16 protein-coding genes and 1 pseudogene are annotated in these 16524 nt (G+C 72.9%); 3 read left to right on the plus strand and 14 right to left on the minus strand.

The annotated features are described in order from the left end of the window. Window positions 1-9: 9 nt before the first annotated feature. The 3 genes from ACXR2U_RS03365 to ACXR2U_RS03375 all read right to left on the minus strand — a co-directional run bounded on the left by ACXR2U_RS03365 (window position 10) and on the right by ACXR2U_RS03375 (window position 3990). Window positions 10-1197, minus strand: coding sequence for a DNA polymerase III subunit delta' (locus tag ACXR2U_RS03365; protein WP_458823508.1), 1188 nt, complete (start codon window positions 1195-1197; stop codon window positions 10-12). 80 nt (window positions 1198-1277) lie between these two features. Then, a complete protein-coding gene (gene tmk / locus ACXR2U_RS03370; protein ID WP_458823509.1) occupies window positions 1278-3410 on the minus strand; it encodes a dTMP kinase in 2133 nt (710 codons plus the stop codon). Window positions 3411-3486: 76 nt separating this feature from the next. Continuing rightward, window positions 3487-3990: a MarR family winged helix-turn-helix transcriptional regulator gene (locus ACXR2U_RS03375; RefSeq protein ID WP_458823510.1), complete on the minus strand. Its 504-nt coding sequence runs from the start codon at window positions 3988-3990 to the stop codon at window positions 3487-3489. A gap of 66 nt (window positions 3991-4056) precedes the next feature. On the opposite strand from ACXR2U_RS03375, the gene ACXR2U_RS03380 reads away from it, so the two are divergent. Both ACXR2U_RS03380 and ACXR2U_RS03385 read left to right on the plus strand, forming a co-directional pair. Next, on the plus strand, window positions 4057-4839 hold the full coding sequence (locus tag ACXR2U_RS03380; protein WP_458823511.1) for a methyltransferase domain-containing protein: 783 nt from the start codon (window positions 4057-4059) through the stop codon (window positions 4837-4839). Beyond that, window positions 4836-5198 (plus strand): VOC family protein, encoded by a 363-nt coding sequence (locus ACXR2U_RS03385; RefSeq protein WP_458823512.1) that lies wholly within the window; start codon window positions 4836-4838, stop codon window positions 5196-5198. Before ACXR2U_RS03380 ends, ACXR2U_RS03385 begins: the two co-directional genes overlap by 4 nt. Before the next feature lie 57 nt (window positions 5199-5255). Here the strand turns inward: ACXR2U_RS03385 and ACXR2U_RS03390 are convergent, their stop codons facing one another. The 9 genes and pseudogenes from ACXR2U_RS03390 to ACXR2U_RS03430 form a co-directional block, all read right to left on the minus strand. Then, window positions 5256-6188, minus strand: a complete 933-nt coding sequence (locus ACXR2U_RS03390; RefSeq protein WP_458823513.1) for a 2-hydroxyacid dehydrogenase — start codon at window positions 6186-6188, stop codon at window positions 5256-5258. 62 nt (window positions 6189-6250) lie between these two features. After that, the gene (locus tag ACXR2U_RS03395) at window positions 6251-6724 is read right to left on the minus strand and encodes a hypothetical protein (protein WP_458823514.1); all 474 of its coding nucleotides are present in this window, start codon (window positions 6722-6724) and stop codon (window positions 6251-6253) included. A 6-nt stretch (window positions 6725-6730) separates the two neighbouring features. Further along, a complete protein-coding gene (gene topA / locus ACXR2U_RS03400; protein WP_458823515.1) occupies window positions 6731-9529 on the minus strand; it encodes a type I DNA topoisomerase in 2799 nt (932 codons plus the stop codon). 156 nt (window positions 9530-9685) lie between these two features. Further along, complete coding sequence (locus ACXR2U_RS03405) at window positions 9686-10339, minus strand: hypothetical protein (protein WP_458823516.1); 654 nt, start codon at window positions 10337-10339, stop codon at window positions 9686-9688. A 72-nt stretch (window positions 10340-10411) separates the two neighbouring features. Beyond that, the gene (locus tag ACXR2U_RS03410) at window positions 10412-12742 is read right to left on the minus strand and encodes a sodium-translocating pyrophosphatase (RefSeq protein ID WP_458823517.1); all 2331 of its coding nucleotides are present in this window, start codon (window positions 12740-12742) and stop codon (window positions 10412-10414) included. Window positions 12743-13052: 310 nt separating this feature from the next. Then, complete coding sequence (locus ACXR2U_RS03415; protein ID WP_458823528.1) at window positions 13053-13397, minus strand: STAS domain-containing protein; 345 nt, start codon at window positions 13395-13397, stop codon at window positions 13053-13055. A gap of 174 nt (window positions 13398-13571) precedes the next feature. Beyond that, a pseudogene (locus ACXR2U_RS03420) lies at window positions 13572-13943 on the minus strand (Rv3654c family TadE-like protein); the annotation flags it as partial. Continuing rightward, the gene (locus ACXR2U_RS03425) at window positions 13940-14323 is read right to left on the minus strand and encodes a TadE family type IV pilus minor pilin (protein WP_458823518.1); all 384 of its coding nucleotides are present in this window, start codon (window positions 14321-14323) and stop codon (window positions 13940-13942) included. The pseudogene ACXR2U_RS03420 and the gene ACXR2U_RS03425, both read right to left, overlap by 4 nt. Next, on the minus strand, window positions 14320-14520 hold the full coding sequence (locus ACXR2U_RS03430) for a DUF4244 domain-containing protein (RefSeq protein ID WP_458823529.1): 201 nt from the start codon (window positions 14518-14520) through the stop codon (window positions 14320-14322). The genes ACXR2U_RS03425 and ACXR2U_RS03430 overlap by 4 nt, the downstream gene beginning before the upstream one ends. Before the next feature lie 301 nt (window positions 14521-14821). On the opposite strand from ACXR2U_RS03430, the gene ACXR2U_RS03435 reads away from it, so the two are divergent. Continuing rightward, window positions 14822-15295 (plus strand): PASTA domain-containing protein, encoded by a 474-nt coding sequence (locus ACXR2U_RS03435; RefSeq protein WP_458823519.1) that lies wholly within the window; start codon window positions 14822-14824, stop codon window positions 15293-15295. A gap of 11 nt (window positions 15296-15306) precedes the next feature. Here the strand turns inward: ACXR2U_RS03435 and ACXR2U_RS03440 are convergent, their stop codons facing one another. Both ACXR2U_RS03440 and ACXR2U_RS03445 read right to left on the minus strand, forming a co-directional pair. Continuing rightward, window positions 15307-16125, minus strand: a complete 819-nt coding sequence (locus tag ACXR2U_RS03440; RefSeq protein ID WP_458823520.1) for a TrmH family RNA methyltransferase — start codon at window positions 16123-16125, stop codon at window positions 15307-15309. 52 nt (window positions 16126-16177) lie between these two features. Continuing rightward, window positions 16178-16524 (minus strand): type II secretion system F family protein (locus ACXR2U_RS03445; protein WP_458823521.1); only part of this gene is annotated, 347 nt, incomplete at its 5' end.

Here is a 16524-nt window from a genome sequence, read left to right on the forward strand (position 1 = left end):
GCGTAGGACTCAGGGCAGCAGCAGGGTGGCGGTGAGGGCCTCGACCGCGATCTGGGGCTTGACGTTGAGGTCCAGGGCCTGCCGGCAGGCGAGCACGGCCTCCACCCGGCGCAGCGCGCCGGCGGAATCGACCCGGCGGGCGACGGCTGCGACGTCGGCGGCGAGGTCGGGGTGGGCGCGGGCGACCTCGGAACCCGCGAGGTGGAGCAGCACGTCGCGGTAGAACGCGGCCAGGTCGATCAATGCGCGGTCGAGGGCGTCGCGCTGGGTGCGGGTCGACCGGGCCTTCTGCCGCTTCTCCAGGTCGCGCACGACGCCGACCGTGCCGCGGGTGGTGGCGGCGGTGCCCTTGCCGGTGCCGCCCGCGCCCAGCGCCGCCTGCAACTGCTCGGTCTCGGCGGCGTCACGCTCGGTGGTGAGTTCGTCGGACTCCTCCTTGGCCGCCCGCACCAGCCGGTCGGCCGCGATCATGCACGCCCCGATGGAGGTGAGCGAGGCGGGGACGGCGAGGACGTTGGCGCGACGCTGCCGGGCGTCGGGATCGGCGGCGAGCCGGCGCGCCCGGCCGACGTGACCCTGCGACGCCGCCGCCGCCCAGGACGCGACCGCCGGTTCGACCCCGGAGGTCTGCAGGACGCCCGCGACCGCCTCGGCCGACGGCGTGCGCAGCGTGAGCAACCGGCAGCGCGACCGGATGGTGACCATGACGTCGTCGGGGTGGGTCGACGGCGCGCACAGCAGGAACACCGTGCGGGGCGGGGGTTCCTCGATCGACTTCAGCAGCGCGTTCGACGCCTGCTCGGTGAGACGGTCGGCGTCCTCGATGAGCACGATCTGCCAGTGCCCGAGCGACGGCCGGCGATCGGCCAGCCCCACCACGCTCCGCATCTCGGCGACGGTGATCGACAGGCCCTCGGGGACGACGTCACGGACGTCGGGGTGGTTGCGCGACTGCACCAGCCGGCAGCCGCTGCACTCCCCGCAGCCGACGCCGCCACGCTCGCACTGCAGCGCGGCCGCGAAGCAGAGCGCGGCGACCGAACGGCCCGATCCGGGCGGACCGGTGAACAGCCAGGCGTGGGTCATGACGCCGGGCGGCGCCGGACGGTCGGCAGCGATCTCGGCCGCCGCGGCCGCCGCCGGTCGCAGGACCGCCACGGCGGCGTCCTGGCCGACCATCCGATCCCACACCGTCACCCGGACATGGTCGCAAACGGGGCTGACACCGGGTCACCCGCGACCCGCGAGGCGGGGTCAGAGGCGGGTCGGCACCCGGTTCAGCCGGACTCGGCCGCGGCCGACGACCCGCGCTCGAGTTCGGGAGGACGCGGCGCCGCGGGCAGGCTGCGGTCGGGCGCCACCCCGATGACGGGCTCGACCGCGAGCCGCACGGTCTCGGCGAGCGCGGACGGGTCGGCCGTGGCGTCGACGACGGCGTACCGGCGTGGTTCGGCCTCGGCGAGGACCCGGAACCCGCGCCGGACCCGCTCGTGGAACTCCAACGACTCGCTCTCGAGCCGGTCGGCGTCGCTGCGCCCGCGCGCCCGGGCGAGGCCGACGTGGGCGGGGACGTCGAGCAGGACGGTGAGATCGGGACGCAGACCCTGCGTCGCCCACCGCGAGAGCCGGAACACCTCGTCGACCGTGAGCTCACGGCCTGCGCCCTGGTAGGCGAGCGAGCTGTCGACGTACCGGTCGGTGATGACGATGGTCCCCGCACGCAACGCTGGCACGATGACGGCGTCGACGTGCTGGGCGCGGTCGGCCGCGAACAGCAACGCCTCGGCGCGGGGGCTGACGTCGTCCGAGCCGTGCAGGAGCAGCTCGCGGATGCCCCGCCCCAGCGGGGTCGCGCCCGGCTCGTGGGTGACGAGCACGTCACGGCCCTCGGCGCGCAGCCGGTCGGCGAGCATGGTGATCTGGCTGGACTTGCCCGCGCCCTCGCCGCCCTCGAACGCGAGCAGGACGCCCGGGCCGCGCATCCGCCGCCGGGCCCAGCTGTCGCCGCGCAGTGAGGTCATGACGTCGTGCAGGACCTTGCCGTGCGCTCGCTGGTCCATCAGCCGGTACGCCCACAACCCGAACAGCACGGCGATGATGCCGCCCGCGAACAGGGCGATGCGGCTGGCGTCGATGACGATCCCGGCGAGAGTCACCTGGCCGATGCCACCGATGACGAAGGGCACCGCGGCCACGCCGACGATGAGCACGATCCGGATCAGCGACTGGATCAGGGCGAACACACGTCCGCGCATGTCGTCGGAGATCTCGGTGCCCATGAGCGTGACGCCCGCGAGGTAGGCGACCCCGCCACCCGCCCCGACGGCGATGACGAACACCACGGCGAGGAACAGCACCGGCATCAGCGCGGTGATCGAGAGCGAGACGCCTGCGGTGACGATGGCCAGGCCGAACAGCCGTTGCCGCGACAGCTCGCGCGCGATGCGGGGCCCGAAGACCAGGCCGACCGCCATGCCGACGAACACCGACCCGAACAGGATGCCGAACGTGGCGTCGCCGCCGCCGATGCTCTGGGCGAACGCGTTGCCGGCGCCGATGACCACGCTCGCGGCGAGGAACGCACCGATGAGACCGACGATCAACCCCTTGAGCAGCTTGCTGTGGCCCATGAAGCGGGCGCCCTCACGCATGAGGGTGAACAGCGAGTCCTGGTTCTCGCCCGGGCCGGTGCGGCTGCCGCCGATCTCGCGGATGAAGTACACGATGATCGCGCCGACCAGGAACGTCGCGGCGTTGAAGTACAGCGCGAGGTCGACCTGGTTGGTGGCGAAGAAGTCCAGCCGGTTGGCCAGCCCGCTGCTGATGACGGCGAGCAGCGAGAACAGTCCGGCGCCGAGCACCGGCGTGACGCCGTACGTCGTGATGAGCCCGAGTTGGTTCGCCGCCTCGATCTGGTCGCGGCGCACGAGGTTCGGCACCGACGCGTCCTTGGCCGGGAGCCAGAACATCGCGACGCACTCGATGAGGAACGTGGCGATGAACAGCCACAGCAGCGAGTTGACCAGCGGGATCGAGACGAACAACGCGAAGCGGACGAAGTCCGAGACCACCATGGTGTGCCGGCGGTCGAACCGGTCGGCGAAGATGCCGGCGATGGGTCCGAAGACCACCGCGGGCAGCAGCCGCACCAGCAGCACGGCCCCGAAGGCGAAGTTGGCGGCGGCGTACCCCGTGACCAGTCCGGTCGCGAACACGCTGGTGGCGAGCAGACCGAGCCAGTCCCCCAGGCTCGACAGCGCAGTGGAGTACCAGAGCCGGCGGAAGGACGACACGTGCAGGACGCCGCGGATGGCGGCGACCGAGGACACCGACGTCCCGGCGCCCTCAGGGCTCGCCGGATCGGCCCGTGGGCCGTCTCCCTGACCCGGGGCGTCGACGTCGTCGGCCATGGAACCCCCTCGCCGGACTCCCGATCGGGGGGCCCGTGACTGGCGACAGGATATCTGGCGACCGCCGCCCCGCGGGTCAGGTCGCGGTGCCGGCGGCCTCCGCGGCCGTGGTGAGGGTGCGCAGCGCCGCCGCGAGCCGGGTCTGCGACGCGGGGGCGAGCACCGCCAGCAACTCGCGTTCGGCCCCGAGCAGGTCGACCAGTGTCGCGTCGACCCGCCGACGCCCCACGGCGGTGAGTCGCACCCGGACGACCCGGCCGTCCTCGCCGTCGGCCCGACGCCGCACCCACTTCTTGTCGACGAGCTTGTCGACGCGGTTGGTCATCGTCCCGGAGGTGACGTGGGTGGCGGCGACCAACTGACCCGGCGTGAGCTCGTAGGGATCGCCGGCGCGTCGTAGCGCCGCGAGCACGTCGAACTCGAACGACTGCAGCTGGTGCCGGGTGAACACCTCGGCCCGGCGCGCGGCCAGGACGTCGGCGAGACGGGACACACGGGACAGGACGGCCATCGGGGTCACGTCGAGATCAGGACGTTCGGAGTACCACGCCGCCAGGATGCTGTCGACCTCGTCCGCCACGCTCCCGATGGTAGCTATTGTCTTGACGTCAAGCTATCGTGTCTTGACGTCAAGAGAGTTTGGGACATGGGAGGCTCCGTGACCGGCAGCACGTTCACGTGGGACCCGGCGGTGTACCGCCGCTTCGACGACCACCGCTCGCGCCCGTTCCACGACCTGCTGGCGCGGGTCGGCGCCGTCGCGCCCCGCCGGGTGGTCGACGCCGGGTGCGGTCCTGGCAACCTGACCGTCACCCTGGCCGAGCGGTGGCCGGAGGCGGACGTACTGGGTTTCGACACCTCGGACACGATGCTGGCCGACGCCCCCGCCACCCCGGGGTTGCGGTTCGAGACCGGCGACGTCACCACCTGGGACACCGCCGGGATCGACGTGGTGGTGAGCAACGCCGTCCTGCAGTGGGTCCCGAACGGCCTGGAGGTGCTGGGCCGGTGGGCGGCTGCCCTCCCCGACGGCGGCTGGGTCGCCGTGCAGGTGCCGATGAACTTCGACGCGCCCTCGCACGTGCTCATGCGGGAGGTCGGCGCCGCCTACCCGTCGACCGCCGCGGCGTTCCGCGCGCCGGGGTTCGTCTTCGACGCCGAGCAGGCCGCCGGCAGCCTGCTCGACGCCGGGCTGCGCGCCGACGTGTGGGAGACGACCTACCTGCACGTGCTCACCGGCGACGACCCGGTGCTCCGCTGGGTGACCGGCACGGGTCTGCGGCCGGTGCTCGCGGCGCTGGCCGACGACGAACGGGAGGCGTTCGTCGCCGACTACGCCACCCGCCTGCGGCAGGCCTATCCGCAGCGCTCGGACGGCACGACGATCCTGCCGTTCCGACGGCTGTTCGCGGTGGGCAGCCGGCCGTGAGCGTCGTCGGCATCGACCACGTGCAGGTCGCCGTCCCCGCCCGGTGCGAGGACGAGCTGCGTGAGTTCTACGGCGGCCTGCTCGGGATGACCGAGGTCGCGAAGCCACCCGCGCTCGCCGCCCGCGGTGGGTGCTGGTTCGCCGCCGGCGCCGCGATGCTGCACCTGGGCGTGCAGGAACCCTTCCTGCCGTCGCGCAAGGCCCACCCCGCCCTCGTGGTCGACGACCTCGAGGCCCTGCGGGCCCGGCTCGAGGCGGCGGGGTACGCGTGCGAGCGCAGCGACGGCGAGGTACCGGGCGTCCGGCGCTTCCACACCCACGACGTGGTGGGCAACCGGGTCGAGTTCCAGCAACGGTGAGTCGGCGGGCGATCGCTCGAACGCGTTCGCGCCGGAGCGTGGCCGGACCCGCGGGCGCTACGCCTGGGAGCCGGGCCCGCTGACGACGTTCTCGAGCGGTTCGCCCGCGGCGAAGCGGGCCAGCTGCTCGCGGACGTAGGCGAACGCCCGCGGGCCGGCCGGCGCGACGTGACCGGCCGCGTGCGGTGTCACGATCGTGTTCGGCGTGGTCCACAACGGGTGGCCGTCCGGCAGCGGCTCGGGGTCGGTGACGTCGAGAGCGGCGTACAGGCGTCCCGTCCGCAGCTCGGCGACCAGCGCGTCGGTGACGACGACCGGCCCGCGCGCGACGTTCACCAGCAGCGCGCCGTCCTGCATGCGGTTCAGGAACGCGGCGTCGACCATCCCGCGGCTGTCGTCGGTGAGCGGCAGGGTCATGACCACGACGTCGGCGCTCGGCAGCAGGGTCGGCAGGTCGTCGGTGGAACGGACGCCGTCACGGGCCGTCCGGCCCACGAGCGTGGGCCGGGCGCCGAACGCGGCGAGCCGGTCGGCGGTCTTGGACCCGAGATCACCCGCGCCGACGATCACGACCTCGGCGTCGACGAGGTCGTCGCCCTGGACCAGGTCCCACCGGCCCTCGCGCTGGGCGTCGAGGAAGTGCGGCAGCTGGCGGCGGGTGGCGAGCACCAGCAGCGTGACCAGCTCGGCCACCGGCCCCCCGTGCACCCCGCGAGCGGTCGACAGCGCGACGGTGTCGGGGATGAGCCCCTCGAGGTGTTCGACCCCGGCCGTCGTCAGCTGGACGACCTGCAGGTCCGGCATGGCGGCGAGGTAGGCCGGGATCGGGTCCGCGTCCTCGACGGGCGGGACGAGGAACGTGGTCCGCCGGGCTCCGCCGGCCGGTTCGCCGGTGCCGTCCCACACGACGATCTCGATGCCGTCGGGCAGGTCGCCCTGGCGCAGCAGTTCGACGGAGCCCTCATCGGGCAAGCAGACGACGACGCTCATGCGCCCACCTTAGGAACGCGGGCCACCCGCCGTCATCCGCGTCGACCCTCCGGAGAGGCGCGTCAGCCCAGAGGTTCCAACGCGGCGAGGACCCGGGCGCCCTCGGCCACCGCGTCGGCATCCACGACGAGCGCGGAGGTCGTCGCGAGGACGAACGTGGTCCGAGTCAGGAGTACGGCGGCCCCCGACGCTGTCTCGCCGACCGACCAGCGCCCATCGACCCGCCGGCCGAACGCGTCGGTCGTCACGACGAGGTCTTCCACCGGATCGTCGATCAGGGAGAGGTACAGGCGCAGGTACGCCGGCGCGTCGAGAGTCGTCGGCATGCCCGCACGCGGGGCGAGCGCGATGTCGACGTCGACGGCCGGGCCGTGGGGCGGCGGCCTCAGCTGGTACCGCTCGCCGGCCGTACCCCGGATGGTCCAACCCGGCGGCCGTGCGAGCCGGAACGCGTCCGCGTGCTCGAGGACGTCTCCGTCGAACTGGTCACGGGTCCATCGCGCTGCGGCGACCGGGTCGTTGTCGAACAGTCCCATGACCGGTCAGACGGTCTTCTTGGCGGCGGCCTTCTTGGCGACCGCCTTCTTCGCCGTCTTCTTCGCGGTCTTGGTGGCGGTCTTGGTGGCGCCGGCCTTGGCCGCCGTCTTCTTGGCCGCCTTCTTCGCCGGCGCCTTCTTGGCCGCCTTGCGCGGGGTGGCCGGGCCGCGGGCGCGACGCTCGGCGAGCAGTTCGATGGCCCGTTCGTCGGTCAGGCCCTCGATCGAGTCGCCACGGCGCAGCGAGGCGTTCGTCTCGCCGTCGGTGACGTAGGGCCCGAACCGGCCCTCCTTGACCACCATCGGCTTGCCCGAGGTCGGGTCGCTGCCCAGTTCCTTCAGCGGCGGCTTGGCCGCGGCGCGGCCACGGAGCTTGGGCTGGGCGAGCAGGGCCAGCGCGCCCTCGAGGTCGACGGTGAACAGCTGCGCCTCGGTCTCGAGCGACCGCGAGTCGGTGCCGCGTTTGACGTACGGGCCGTAACGGCCGTTCTGTGCGGTGATCTCGACGCCCTCGGCGTCCTTGCCGAGCGTGCGCGGCAGGGTCAGCAGCTTCTCGGCGTCGGCGAGGGTGAGGGTCTCGAGCGACATGTCCTTGAACAGCGACGCCGTGCGCTCGCCGTCGGTGACGTACGGGCCGTAGCGACCGTTGCGGGCCGTGACCTCACGGCCGTCCTCGGTGGTGCCGAGCTCGATGTCGCCGGACGGCGCCGACAACAGTTCCTCGACCTTGGCGGCGACCAACTCGTCGGGCGCCAGGTCGTCGGGGATCGACGCGCGGGACTCGGAGTCCGCCCCGCCCTTCTGCAGGTACGGGCCGTAGCGACCGACGCGGACCACGACGTCGTCGACACCGGGCAGGGCGATGGAGTTGACGCCGCGGGCGTCGATCTCCTCGAGCTGCTCGGCGATGAGCTTCTTCAGCCCGCCCTGGTCGGAGATGCGTGTGCCGTCACCGTTGCCGTGTGCAACGCCTTCGCCGGAGCCGAAGTAGAAGCGACGCAGCCACTCGACGCGCGACTCGGTGCCGCTGGCGATGGCGTCGAGGTCGTTCTCCACCGAGGCGGTGAAGTTGTAGTCGACCAGCCGGGCGAAGTACCGCTCGAGCAGGCCGATGACGGCGAACGCCGTCCAGGTCGGCACGAGCGCCGAGCCCTTCTTCCACACGTAGCCGCGGTCGACGATCGTCTTCATGATCGACGAGTAGGTCGACGGCCGGCCGATGCCCAGCTCCTCGAGCTGCTTGACCAGGCTGGGTTCGGTGAAGCGGGCCGGCGGCGAGGTGGTGTGGCCGTCGGCCTCGATCTCACGGGCGGTGAGGGCGTCGTCGCGGGTCAGGCGTGGCAGCCGCTTCTCGGCGTCGTCCTTCTCGCCGCTGCTGTCGACGTCCTCGACGTAGGCCCGCAGGAAGCCGGGGAAGGTGATCGTGCGCCCGGACGTGGAGAACTCGGCGCGCTCGTTCGCCACGCTGGTGCCGGCGATGCGGACCGACACCGTCGTGCCGACGGCGTCGGACATCTGCGAGGCGAGCGTGCGCTGCCAGATGAGCTCGTAGAGGCGGAACTCGTCGCCGGAGAGCTGGTTCGCGAGCTGGCCCGGGGTGCGGAACGAGTCGCCCGACGGCCGGATCGCCTCGTGCGCCTCCTGCGCGTTCTTGACCTTCTTGTTGTAGGTGCGGGCCTCGGCCGGGACGTAGGCGTCGCCGTACAGCTCACGGGCCTGGCTGCGCGCCGCGGTCAGCGCCGTCTCCGACAGGTTCGTGGAGTCGGTGCGCATGTAGGTGATGTGGCCGTTCTCGTACAACCGCTGCGCCACCCGCATCGTCACCTCGGACGACCAGTGCAGCTTGCGGCCCGCCTCCTGCTGGAGGGTCGAGGTCATGAACGGCGCGTACGGGCGACGGCGGTAGGGCTTCTCGTCGACCCGGGTGACCGCGAACGGCCGGTCCTGCAGCCGGGCGGCGAGCCCGCGGGCGCCCGCCTCGTCGAGGTGCAGCACGTCGCCGCTCGCCTCGCCCGTCTCCGCCGCGAAGTCGCGGCCGGTGGCGACCCGGACGTCGTCGACCGCGACGAGCGTGGCGTTGAAGGTCGTCGGTTCGCCGGCGTCGGTGCCCGCTGCGGGACCGGCGGTCTCGAACATCGCCTTGAGGTCCCAGTACTCGGCGGTGCGGAACCGCATGCGGGCGCGCTCGCGCTCGACGACGATGCGGGTGGCGACGGACTGGACGCGACCGGCCGACAGCCGCGGCAGCACCTTGCGCCAGAGGACCGGGCTGACCTCGTAGCCGTAGAGGCGGTCGAGGATGCGGCGGGTCTCCTGGGCGTCGACGAGGTCGGCGTCGATCTCCCGGGGGCTCGCGACCGCGCGCTCGATCGCCGCGGGTGTGATCTCGTGGAAGACCATCCGGCGCACCGGGACGGTCGGCTTGAGCTCCTGGACCAGGTGCCAGGCGATGGCCTCGCCCTCGCGGTCCTCGTCCGTCGCGAGGTAGACCTCGCTGCTGGTCTTGAGCAGCGTCTTGAGCTTGGTGACCTGCTGCTTGTGGTCGGCCGCGACGACGTAGAGCGGTTCGAAGTCGTGGTCGGTGTCGACCCCGAGCCGCGCCCAGGGCTCACCCTTGTACTTCGCGGGCACGTCGGCGGCGTTGCGGGGCAGGTCGCGGATGTGGCCGATCGAGGCCTCGACCACGTAGTCGGGGCCGAGGAAGCCGCCGATCATGCGGGCCTTGGTCGGCGACTCGACGATGACCAGCTTGGTACCGGAACCGGTCCCCGCTGATCGTCGGGTGCTCGACCTGCTGCTCGCCACTACGTGTTCTCCTGGGTGCCGACGGTGGTGCGGACGGGCGGCCGCCGGGGTTCGGAGCCACGACGAGCGCTGGGGCGCGGACCTCAGCGGCCCGGCGAGGCGGACGGTACACGGCGCCGGCAACCGGACCGTGACATCCGGTGACGGGGCGGCGGGTCAGTTCCGTTCGACCGGGCGACCGGTGGCGCCGGTGGTCACCGTCGGCCACTGGGCCTCGGCCCCGGGCGGCGGCGGACCGAGGAGTTCGGCCAGTCGGCGCAGCCGCCGGGCCGAGGTGACGCGCCAGCCGGGGCCGCCGCCGCGGTTGCCCAGCTCGACCGCCGCGATGCCGGTGCGCGCGAGCAGGGCACCGGCGATGCGGTGCAGCCGCCCGGCCGGACCCGCCGCGTCCGGGACCTGGGGGGTGCGCAGCACGTAGCCGACCTCGTCGGTGACGCCCGACGTGACGGCCCACAGCCGCAGGCCCGCCGCGGAGAGGACGAGGTCGTCGGGCGGGGCGATGGCGGCGCCGCGCCGCCAGCGGGCCTCGAGCGGGCGCAGCGCCGGGGTGATCCGGGTGCGGGCGACGTAGCCGTCGGTCTCGGCTCCCGCCGACCCCGGGGCCGCGGCGGGGCGGGCCGGGTCGTCGCCGGCGACGTCGAGGGCGGTGAAGGCGTCGCCGAGCGCGTCGACGCGCCAGGCGTCGGCCACCACGACCGACAGTCGCGCGCCGTCGGTGGTGTCGACCCAGTGACCGCCGCCGAGCAGCACGCCGTCGAGGTCGGCGAGCACGAGGTCGCCCGCCTCCGCACCGAACAGCGAGAACTGCATCGCGTCAGGATGGCAGGAACCCCCGGCCTCGCGGGGAGGCCGGGGGTTCCGGGACGAGCGGGGTACCTGGGATCAGCCGACCGGCGAGGTGCCGATCGACTGGGCGTCGGCCGGGGTCTCCCCCATGGAGATCTTGCGGCGCTTGGACACGATGACCGCCGCGGCGATGATCAGGAACGCGACGACCGCGATGACCGCACGCAGCGCGGGGCTCTTGTCACTGCCCACCGACAGCTGCACGACGGCCGGAGCCACGATGACCGCCACCAGGTTCATGACCTTGATGAGCGGGTTGATCGCGGGGCCCGCGGTGTCCTTGAACGGGTCGCCGACGGTGTCGCCGATGACCGTGGCCGCGTGGGCCTCGGTGCCCTTGCCGCCGTGGACACCGTCCTCGACCATCTTCTTGGCGTTGTCCCACGCACCGCCGGAGTTCGCGAGGAACACGGCCATGAGCACGCCCGCCGCGATCGCGCCGACGAGGTAGCCCGCCAGCGGGCCGATACCGAGGGTGAAGCCGATGCAGATCGGGGCGAAGATCGCGAGCAGGCCGGGGGTGGCGAGCTCCCGCAGGGAGTCCTTGGTGCAGATGTCGACGACCGCGCGGTAGTCGGGCCGCTCCTCGAACGTCATGATCCCGGGGTGGCGGCGGAACTGCTCGCGCACCTCGAAGACCACCCGGCCGGCCGCGCGGGCGACCGCGTTGATCGCCAGGCCGGAGAACAGGAAGACCACCGCCGCACCGATGACGACCCCGACGAGGTTGCTGGGGGTCGTGAGGTCGGTGCTGAAGGTGAGGTTGCCCGCGATCGAGGCGCCGGTCTTGTCCAGCGCGGTGGTGACGGCGCGGGAGAAGGAGCCGAACAGTGCGGTCGCCGCGAGGACGGCGGTCGCGATCGCGATGCCCTTGGTGATGGCCTTGGTGGTGTTGCCGACGGCGTCGAGGTCGGTGAGCACGCGAGCGCCCGCCTCGTCGATGTCGCCGCTCATCTCCGCGATGCCCTGGGCGTTGTCGCTGACCGGGCCGAAGGTGTCCATCGCGACGATGACGCCGGCCGTGGTGAGCAGGCCGGTGCCCGCGAGGGCCACGGCGAACAGCGCCACGACGACCGAGCCGCTGCCGAGCAGGAACGCGCCGAACACGGCGAGCGCGATGAGGACCGCGGTGTACACCGCCGACTCCAGGCCGAGCGAGATGCCGGCGAGGATGACGGTGGCCGGGCCGGTCAGCGAGGAGTCCGCGACGTCCTTGACCGGGCGGCGGATGGTGTCGGTGAAGTAGCCGGTCAACTGCTGGATGACCACGGCGAGCACGATGCCGATGAGGACCGCGAGGAAGGCGATGACCTTCGGGTTGCCGGTGCCCGGGTCGCTGATCTCGGTGAAGTCGTCGAAGCCCGAGAACTTCGAGGGCAGGAACGAGAACGCGAGGATCGCGACCAGGACCAGCGAGGTCGCGGCCGAGATGAAGAAGCCGCGGTTGATCGGCACCAGGCCGTTGCGGTCGGAGTCGCGGATCCGGGTGGCGAGGATGCCGACGACCGAGCTGATGATGCCGATGCCGCCGATGATGAGCGGGAGCAGCAGGCCCTTGGCGCCGAAGGCGGTCTGGCCGAGGATCAGCGCGGCGACCAGCGTGACGGCGTAGGACTCGAAGAGGTCGGCGGCCATGCCGGCGCAGTCACCCACGTTGTCGCCGACGTTGTCGGCGATGGTGGCCGCGTTGCGGGGGTCGTCCTCCGGGATGCCCGCCTCGACCTTGCCGACGAGGTCGGCGCCGACGTCGGCGGCCTTGGTGAAGATGCCACCGCCGACGCGCATGAACATCGCCAGCAGCGCGCCGCCGAAGCCGAAGCCCTCGAGCACGGTCGGCGCGGTCTCGTTGAAGGCCAGCAGCACGACGCTCGCCCCGGCGAGGCCGAGACCGACGGTCAGCATGCCGACGATGCCGCCGGTGCGGTAGGCGACTTTGAACCCGGCGGTGCGCTCACCGCCGCGGGCGGCGGCGGCGACGCGGACGTTGGCACGCGTGGCCATCGTCATGCCGATGTAGCCGACCAGGGCCGAGAACACCGCCCCGATCAGGAAGAAGACCGCGCGGCCGATGCGGGTGCCCCACCCACCCTCGGTGACCGGCAGCAGCAGCAACAGCACGAAGACGATGAGGGCGAAGACCGCCAGCGTCTTGAATTGCCGCTGCAGGTACGCGGCTGCGCCCTCCTGCACCGCCTTGGCGATGTCCTTCATGCTCTGCGTGCCCTCGTCGGCCGCGAGGACCTGCCGGACCAACACGCCGGCGAAGACGAGAGCGAGGACGGCGAGCACGAGCGTGCCGACCGCCCAGTAGTGCTCGGAACCACTGATCGCTGGTAACGCGACCGTGGTGATGGCGGGGGCTGACATGGGCGCGAACTCCTCCAGGGCCTGCTGACCGGACGTGATCGGATCACGAGACGGTCCCGAGGTTCTCGGACCGACCCGTCGCGGACACGGGCGGCTGGAGACGGCGCCTCGGCCACCCTGCCGACTGCCGGGGCAGTCTAAGGGAGCGCGGAGGCGCGGTTGCCGAAGGGTAGGACGTGGGTCACACCGTGTCGCGCGCCGACGGCCGCGCGACACACGGGTGATCGCACAGTGGGGGCATGCTGATCAGCCAGGGGTGTTCTGGCCTGACGGTGAGCGGCGGTGGTCCGCCGTGGAGTGGGCGGTCGGCTCAGGCGGGCTGGGCGGCGACAGCGTCGTCGACCGACGGGAAGATCGTGAAGACGCCGTCGAGGCCGGTGATCCGGAACAGCTTGAGGATCCGGTCGGAGCTGCAGACGATCGGCATCTCGCCGCCGACCTGCTTGGCGTGGTTCAGACCGGCCACCAGGGCACCGAGGCCGGTGGAGTCCAGGAAGCTCGTGCCCGACAGGTCCACCACGAGCACCGACTCGCCGCTGTCGAGCAGCTCGGCGATGCGCTCGCGCAACGTGGGGGACGAGTACATGTCGACCTCGCCGCCGACCTCCAGCACAGCGCGCTCCTGCACGCGTGCAGTGTTCAGCGTCAGGTCCACGTGGGCCTCCTGTGTTCGCGATCTTCGCTTCCGGCGCTCGAGCGCCGCGCGGTTCCGTCGGTCCGGACCGACGCCGGTCGAACCGCCCGGATCATGCTGCCACACGGTCGGTCGGCCCGCACCGAGGGCCGCGACCGGTGGGAGCCCGCCCGGCAGGCGGGCCGCCCGGGCCCTGGCCCGGGCCGTGAGGTCGATCCCGGCGAACCGGACAGGCCGTTCGACCTGCACCCTGACCTCTCCGGTGCGCGGACCGGTCGAGGTCACGTCGCAGGCCGAGAGACTCACGCCGTTGCCCTCGGCCACGCGGCCCGCCGCCGCGCAGACGTCGCCCGCCACCACCCCGATCCGGCCGGCACCGGCGAGCGCGGCGAGGTCGGCCGCAGCCTGCGCCGCGTGCCGAGCGCCGACGGCGGTGGCCGCCCCGACCGCGAGGACGGTGGCCGCCACGACGAGCACGACGAGCGCGGCGGCCCACACTGTCGCTGCCCCGGAGTCGGGCCGATCCACCTCGCGGTCCGCGACGCGCTGCGGCTGAAGGGTCGTCACGGGACCGCCGCCGGTGGCGCACCGGTCGGTTCGAGCGGCGCCACGGCGGTGACCGTGACGGTCGGTCCGTGCACCGGCCCGACCTCGAGGGTGCCGGTGACCGTCACCGTCACCAGGTCGTCGCCCGACCCGACCACGACGTGGGCACCCGGCGCGACCTGCGCACCCAGGGCGGCCGCACCGGTGTCGCCGCGTGCGGCGGCCAGGGCGGTGACGTGGGCGGCGTCGACGAGGCGGTTGCGTTGCCCCGCCGCGAGGACGACCGCGACCGCGAACACCGCGACGACCACCAGCACCGGGAGGACCGCGGCCGTCTCGGCCGTGACCATGCCGTCGTCGCGCCGCAGCGCCCGCAGGTTCACCCGGACCCGCAGGTTCACAGGGAGATGCCCAGCGCGCCCTGGATGATCGAGGTCAGGGCCGAGGACACCGCGCCACTGCGCACGACTTTGTAGAGGACGGCGGCGAAGGCCACCGCGGCCACCGTGCCGACCGCGTACTCGGCGGTGCTCATGCCGGCGTCGCGGGGACCGTCGAGCCGCGCCCGGGCGGCAGCCAGCGGCGCCGCGACGAGCAGGCCGAACTCGGCGAGCAGCCAGGCGACGGCCGCGACCGTTCCGGCCACGAGCGCGTTCGCGCGGACCGAGCGGATGAGGGAGCGAGAGATCGTCATGCCGTCAGCGTCGGCGCGATCGACCCCGCCGGACCGACGGGAAGGGCCGCTGTGGACGACACGCGTGCCTGTGGACGGCCGCTCCGCGCGTGCGCCAGATCTGGTACTCCCAAATCCATAAACGTCGCCCGTTGACGTGCGGCACGCACGAAGGCGTGCGATCGTGCGGGTCCCGATTCCCCCTCGCAGCCCCGGAGTTGACCCCGTGAACGTCCGTCTGGTCGTGCCGTCAGTCCTCGCCGTGTTCGTCCTGTCCGCATGCGGCGGCAGCTCGACCGTGGTGCGGACGGTGACGGCCACGGCGCCGACCAGCGCGAACTCGGTCGCGTCCGCGGCCTCGTCGTCGACGTCGGCCCCGCCACCCAGGACGTCGTCGACACCGCCCCCACCGGCGGCGACGACAACCGACCCGGTTCCTTCGGTGCCGGAATCCGCGACGCGGTTCACCATGCCGAACGAGGTGGGGAAGGGGTTGCAGACCGCTCAGGACGACATTCAGTCCGTGAGCGGGAACCCGGTCTACTTCACGACATCGACGGACGCGACCGGCGCTGGACGGTTCCAAGTCCTCGACCGCGACTGGCAGGTGTGCAGCCAGTCGGTGCCGCCGGGCAGCACCGTCGCCGACGGCGAACCGATCGACTTCGGCGTCGTGAAGCTGAACGAGAGGTGCCCCTGAGGGCGTGATCCTCAGCCGCGCTGGCGGACGGCTTCGAAGACGAGCAGCGCGGCGGAGGTCGCGACGTTGAGGGAGTCGGCGCGGCCGCGCATCGGGATGCGGACGGTGAGGTCGGCGGCGTCGCGCCAGACCGCGGTCACGCCCTGCTTCTCGGTGCCGACCACGATCGCGACCGCGCCGGTGAGATCGGCGTCGGTGTAGAGGTCGTCGGCGTCGGGGGTGCCGACGACCACGGCGATCCCGTGCTCGCGCAGCCACGCGAGGACGTCGGCGGAGTCGGCCGCGGCGATCGGCACGCTGAAGACCGTGCCCTTCGAGGCTCGGACGACGTTGGGGTTGCCCCAGTCCGACCGCGGGTCGGCCGAGACCACGGCGTCGACTCCTGCGGCGTCGGCGGTGCGGAGCAGCGCGCCGAGGTTGCCGGGTTTCTCGACGGATTCGCAGATCACGACCAACGGGGTGTCCGTGAGATCGAGGTCGGCCAGCGGGCGGCCGGGGGCGGGGACGACGGCGAGCCAGCCGTCGGGCGACTCGCGGTAGGCGAGCTTCTCGAACACCGCCCGCGAGGTCTGGACGAGATCGACGCCCTGTGCAACGAAACGATCGAGCAGCCCGTCGGGCAGCTCGCGGTCGAAGTCGGGTGCGAACCAGAACTCCCGTGGCACGACGCCGGCGTCGAGCGCCAGCAGGATCTCCTCGCGGCCCTCGACGACGGTGGTGTCGCCGCGGTCGCGGTGCCGGCGGCGTCGGACGGCGGCGAGGTCCTTGACGCGTCCGTTCGCCGGGCTGGTGATGACGGCCCCAGGCCACGGTCGGTCGGGGGAGGTCACGCGGACACGCTAGCCGTCGAGGGTCGTCCAACCCTCCAGTGCGCGCACGGTGTCAGGGCAGGGGCGCGTCGAGGCCGCCGACCAGGCCGACCACGGCGGGGACGATGCCGAGGCACACGAAGGCCGGCAGGAAGAACAGCCCGAGCGGCAGGACCGACCAGACGCCCACGCGGGCGGCGGCCCGGCGCCCGGCCGCGACGGCGTCGTCGCGCAGGGTCGCGGCGGTGGCCCCGAGGACGTCCGCGAGTCGGGCACCGCTGGTGCCGCTGCGTTCGGCCAGCACCGCGACCGCGGCGAGCGCCGGGGTGCCGCGCGCACCGGACCAGGCCCGGGCGGGGTCGACGCCGAGGGTCAACTCGCCGCCGACCTCGGTGAGCACCGCCCGCAGGGCGGGACCGG

Source organism: Jatrophihabitans sp. YIM 134969, assembly GCF_054456675.1.

Excerpts from the sequence above, each read along its gene's own strand:
- tmk (WP_458823509.1), bottom strand. The coding sequence starts at position 3,410 with ATGGCCGACGACGTCGACGCCCCGGGTCAGGGAGACGGCCCACGGGCC.
- ACXR2U_RS03380 (WP_458823511.1), top strand. The coding sequence starts at position 4,057 with ATGGGAGGCTCCGTGACCGGCAGCACGTTCACGTGGGACCCGGCGGTG.
- ACXR2U_RS03390 (WP_458823513.1), bottom strand. The coding sequence starts at position 6,188 with ATGAGCGTCGTCGTCTGCTTGCCCGATGAGGGCTCCGTCGAACTGCTG.
- ACXR2U_RS03395 (WP_458823514.1), bottom strand. The coding sequence starts at position 6,724 with ATGGGACTGTTCGACAACGACCCGGTCGCCGCAGCGCGATGGACCCGT.
- ACXR2U_RS03405 (WP_458823516.1), bottom strand. The coding sequence starts at position 10,339 with ATGCAGTTCTCGCTGTTCGGTGCGGAGGCGGGCGACCTCGTGCTCGCC.
- ACXR2U_RS03410 (WP_458823517.1), bottom strand. The coding sequence starts at position 12,742 with ATGTCAGCCCCCGCCATCACCACGGTCGCGTTACCAGCGATCAGTGGT.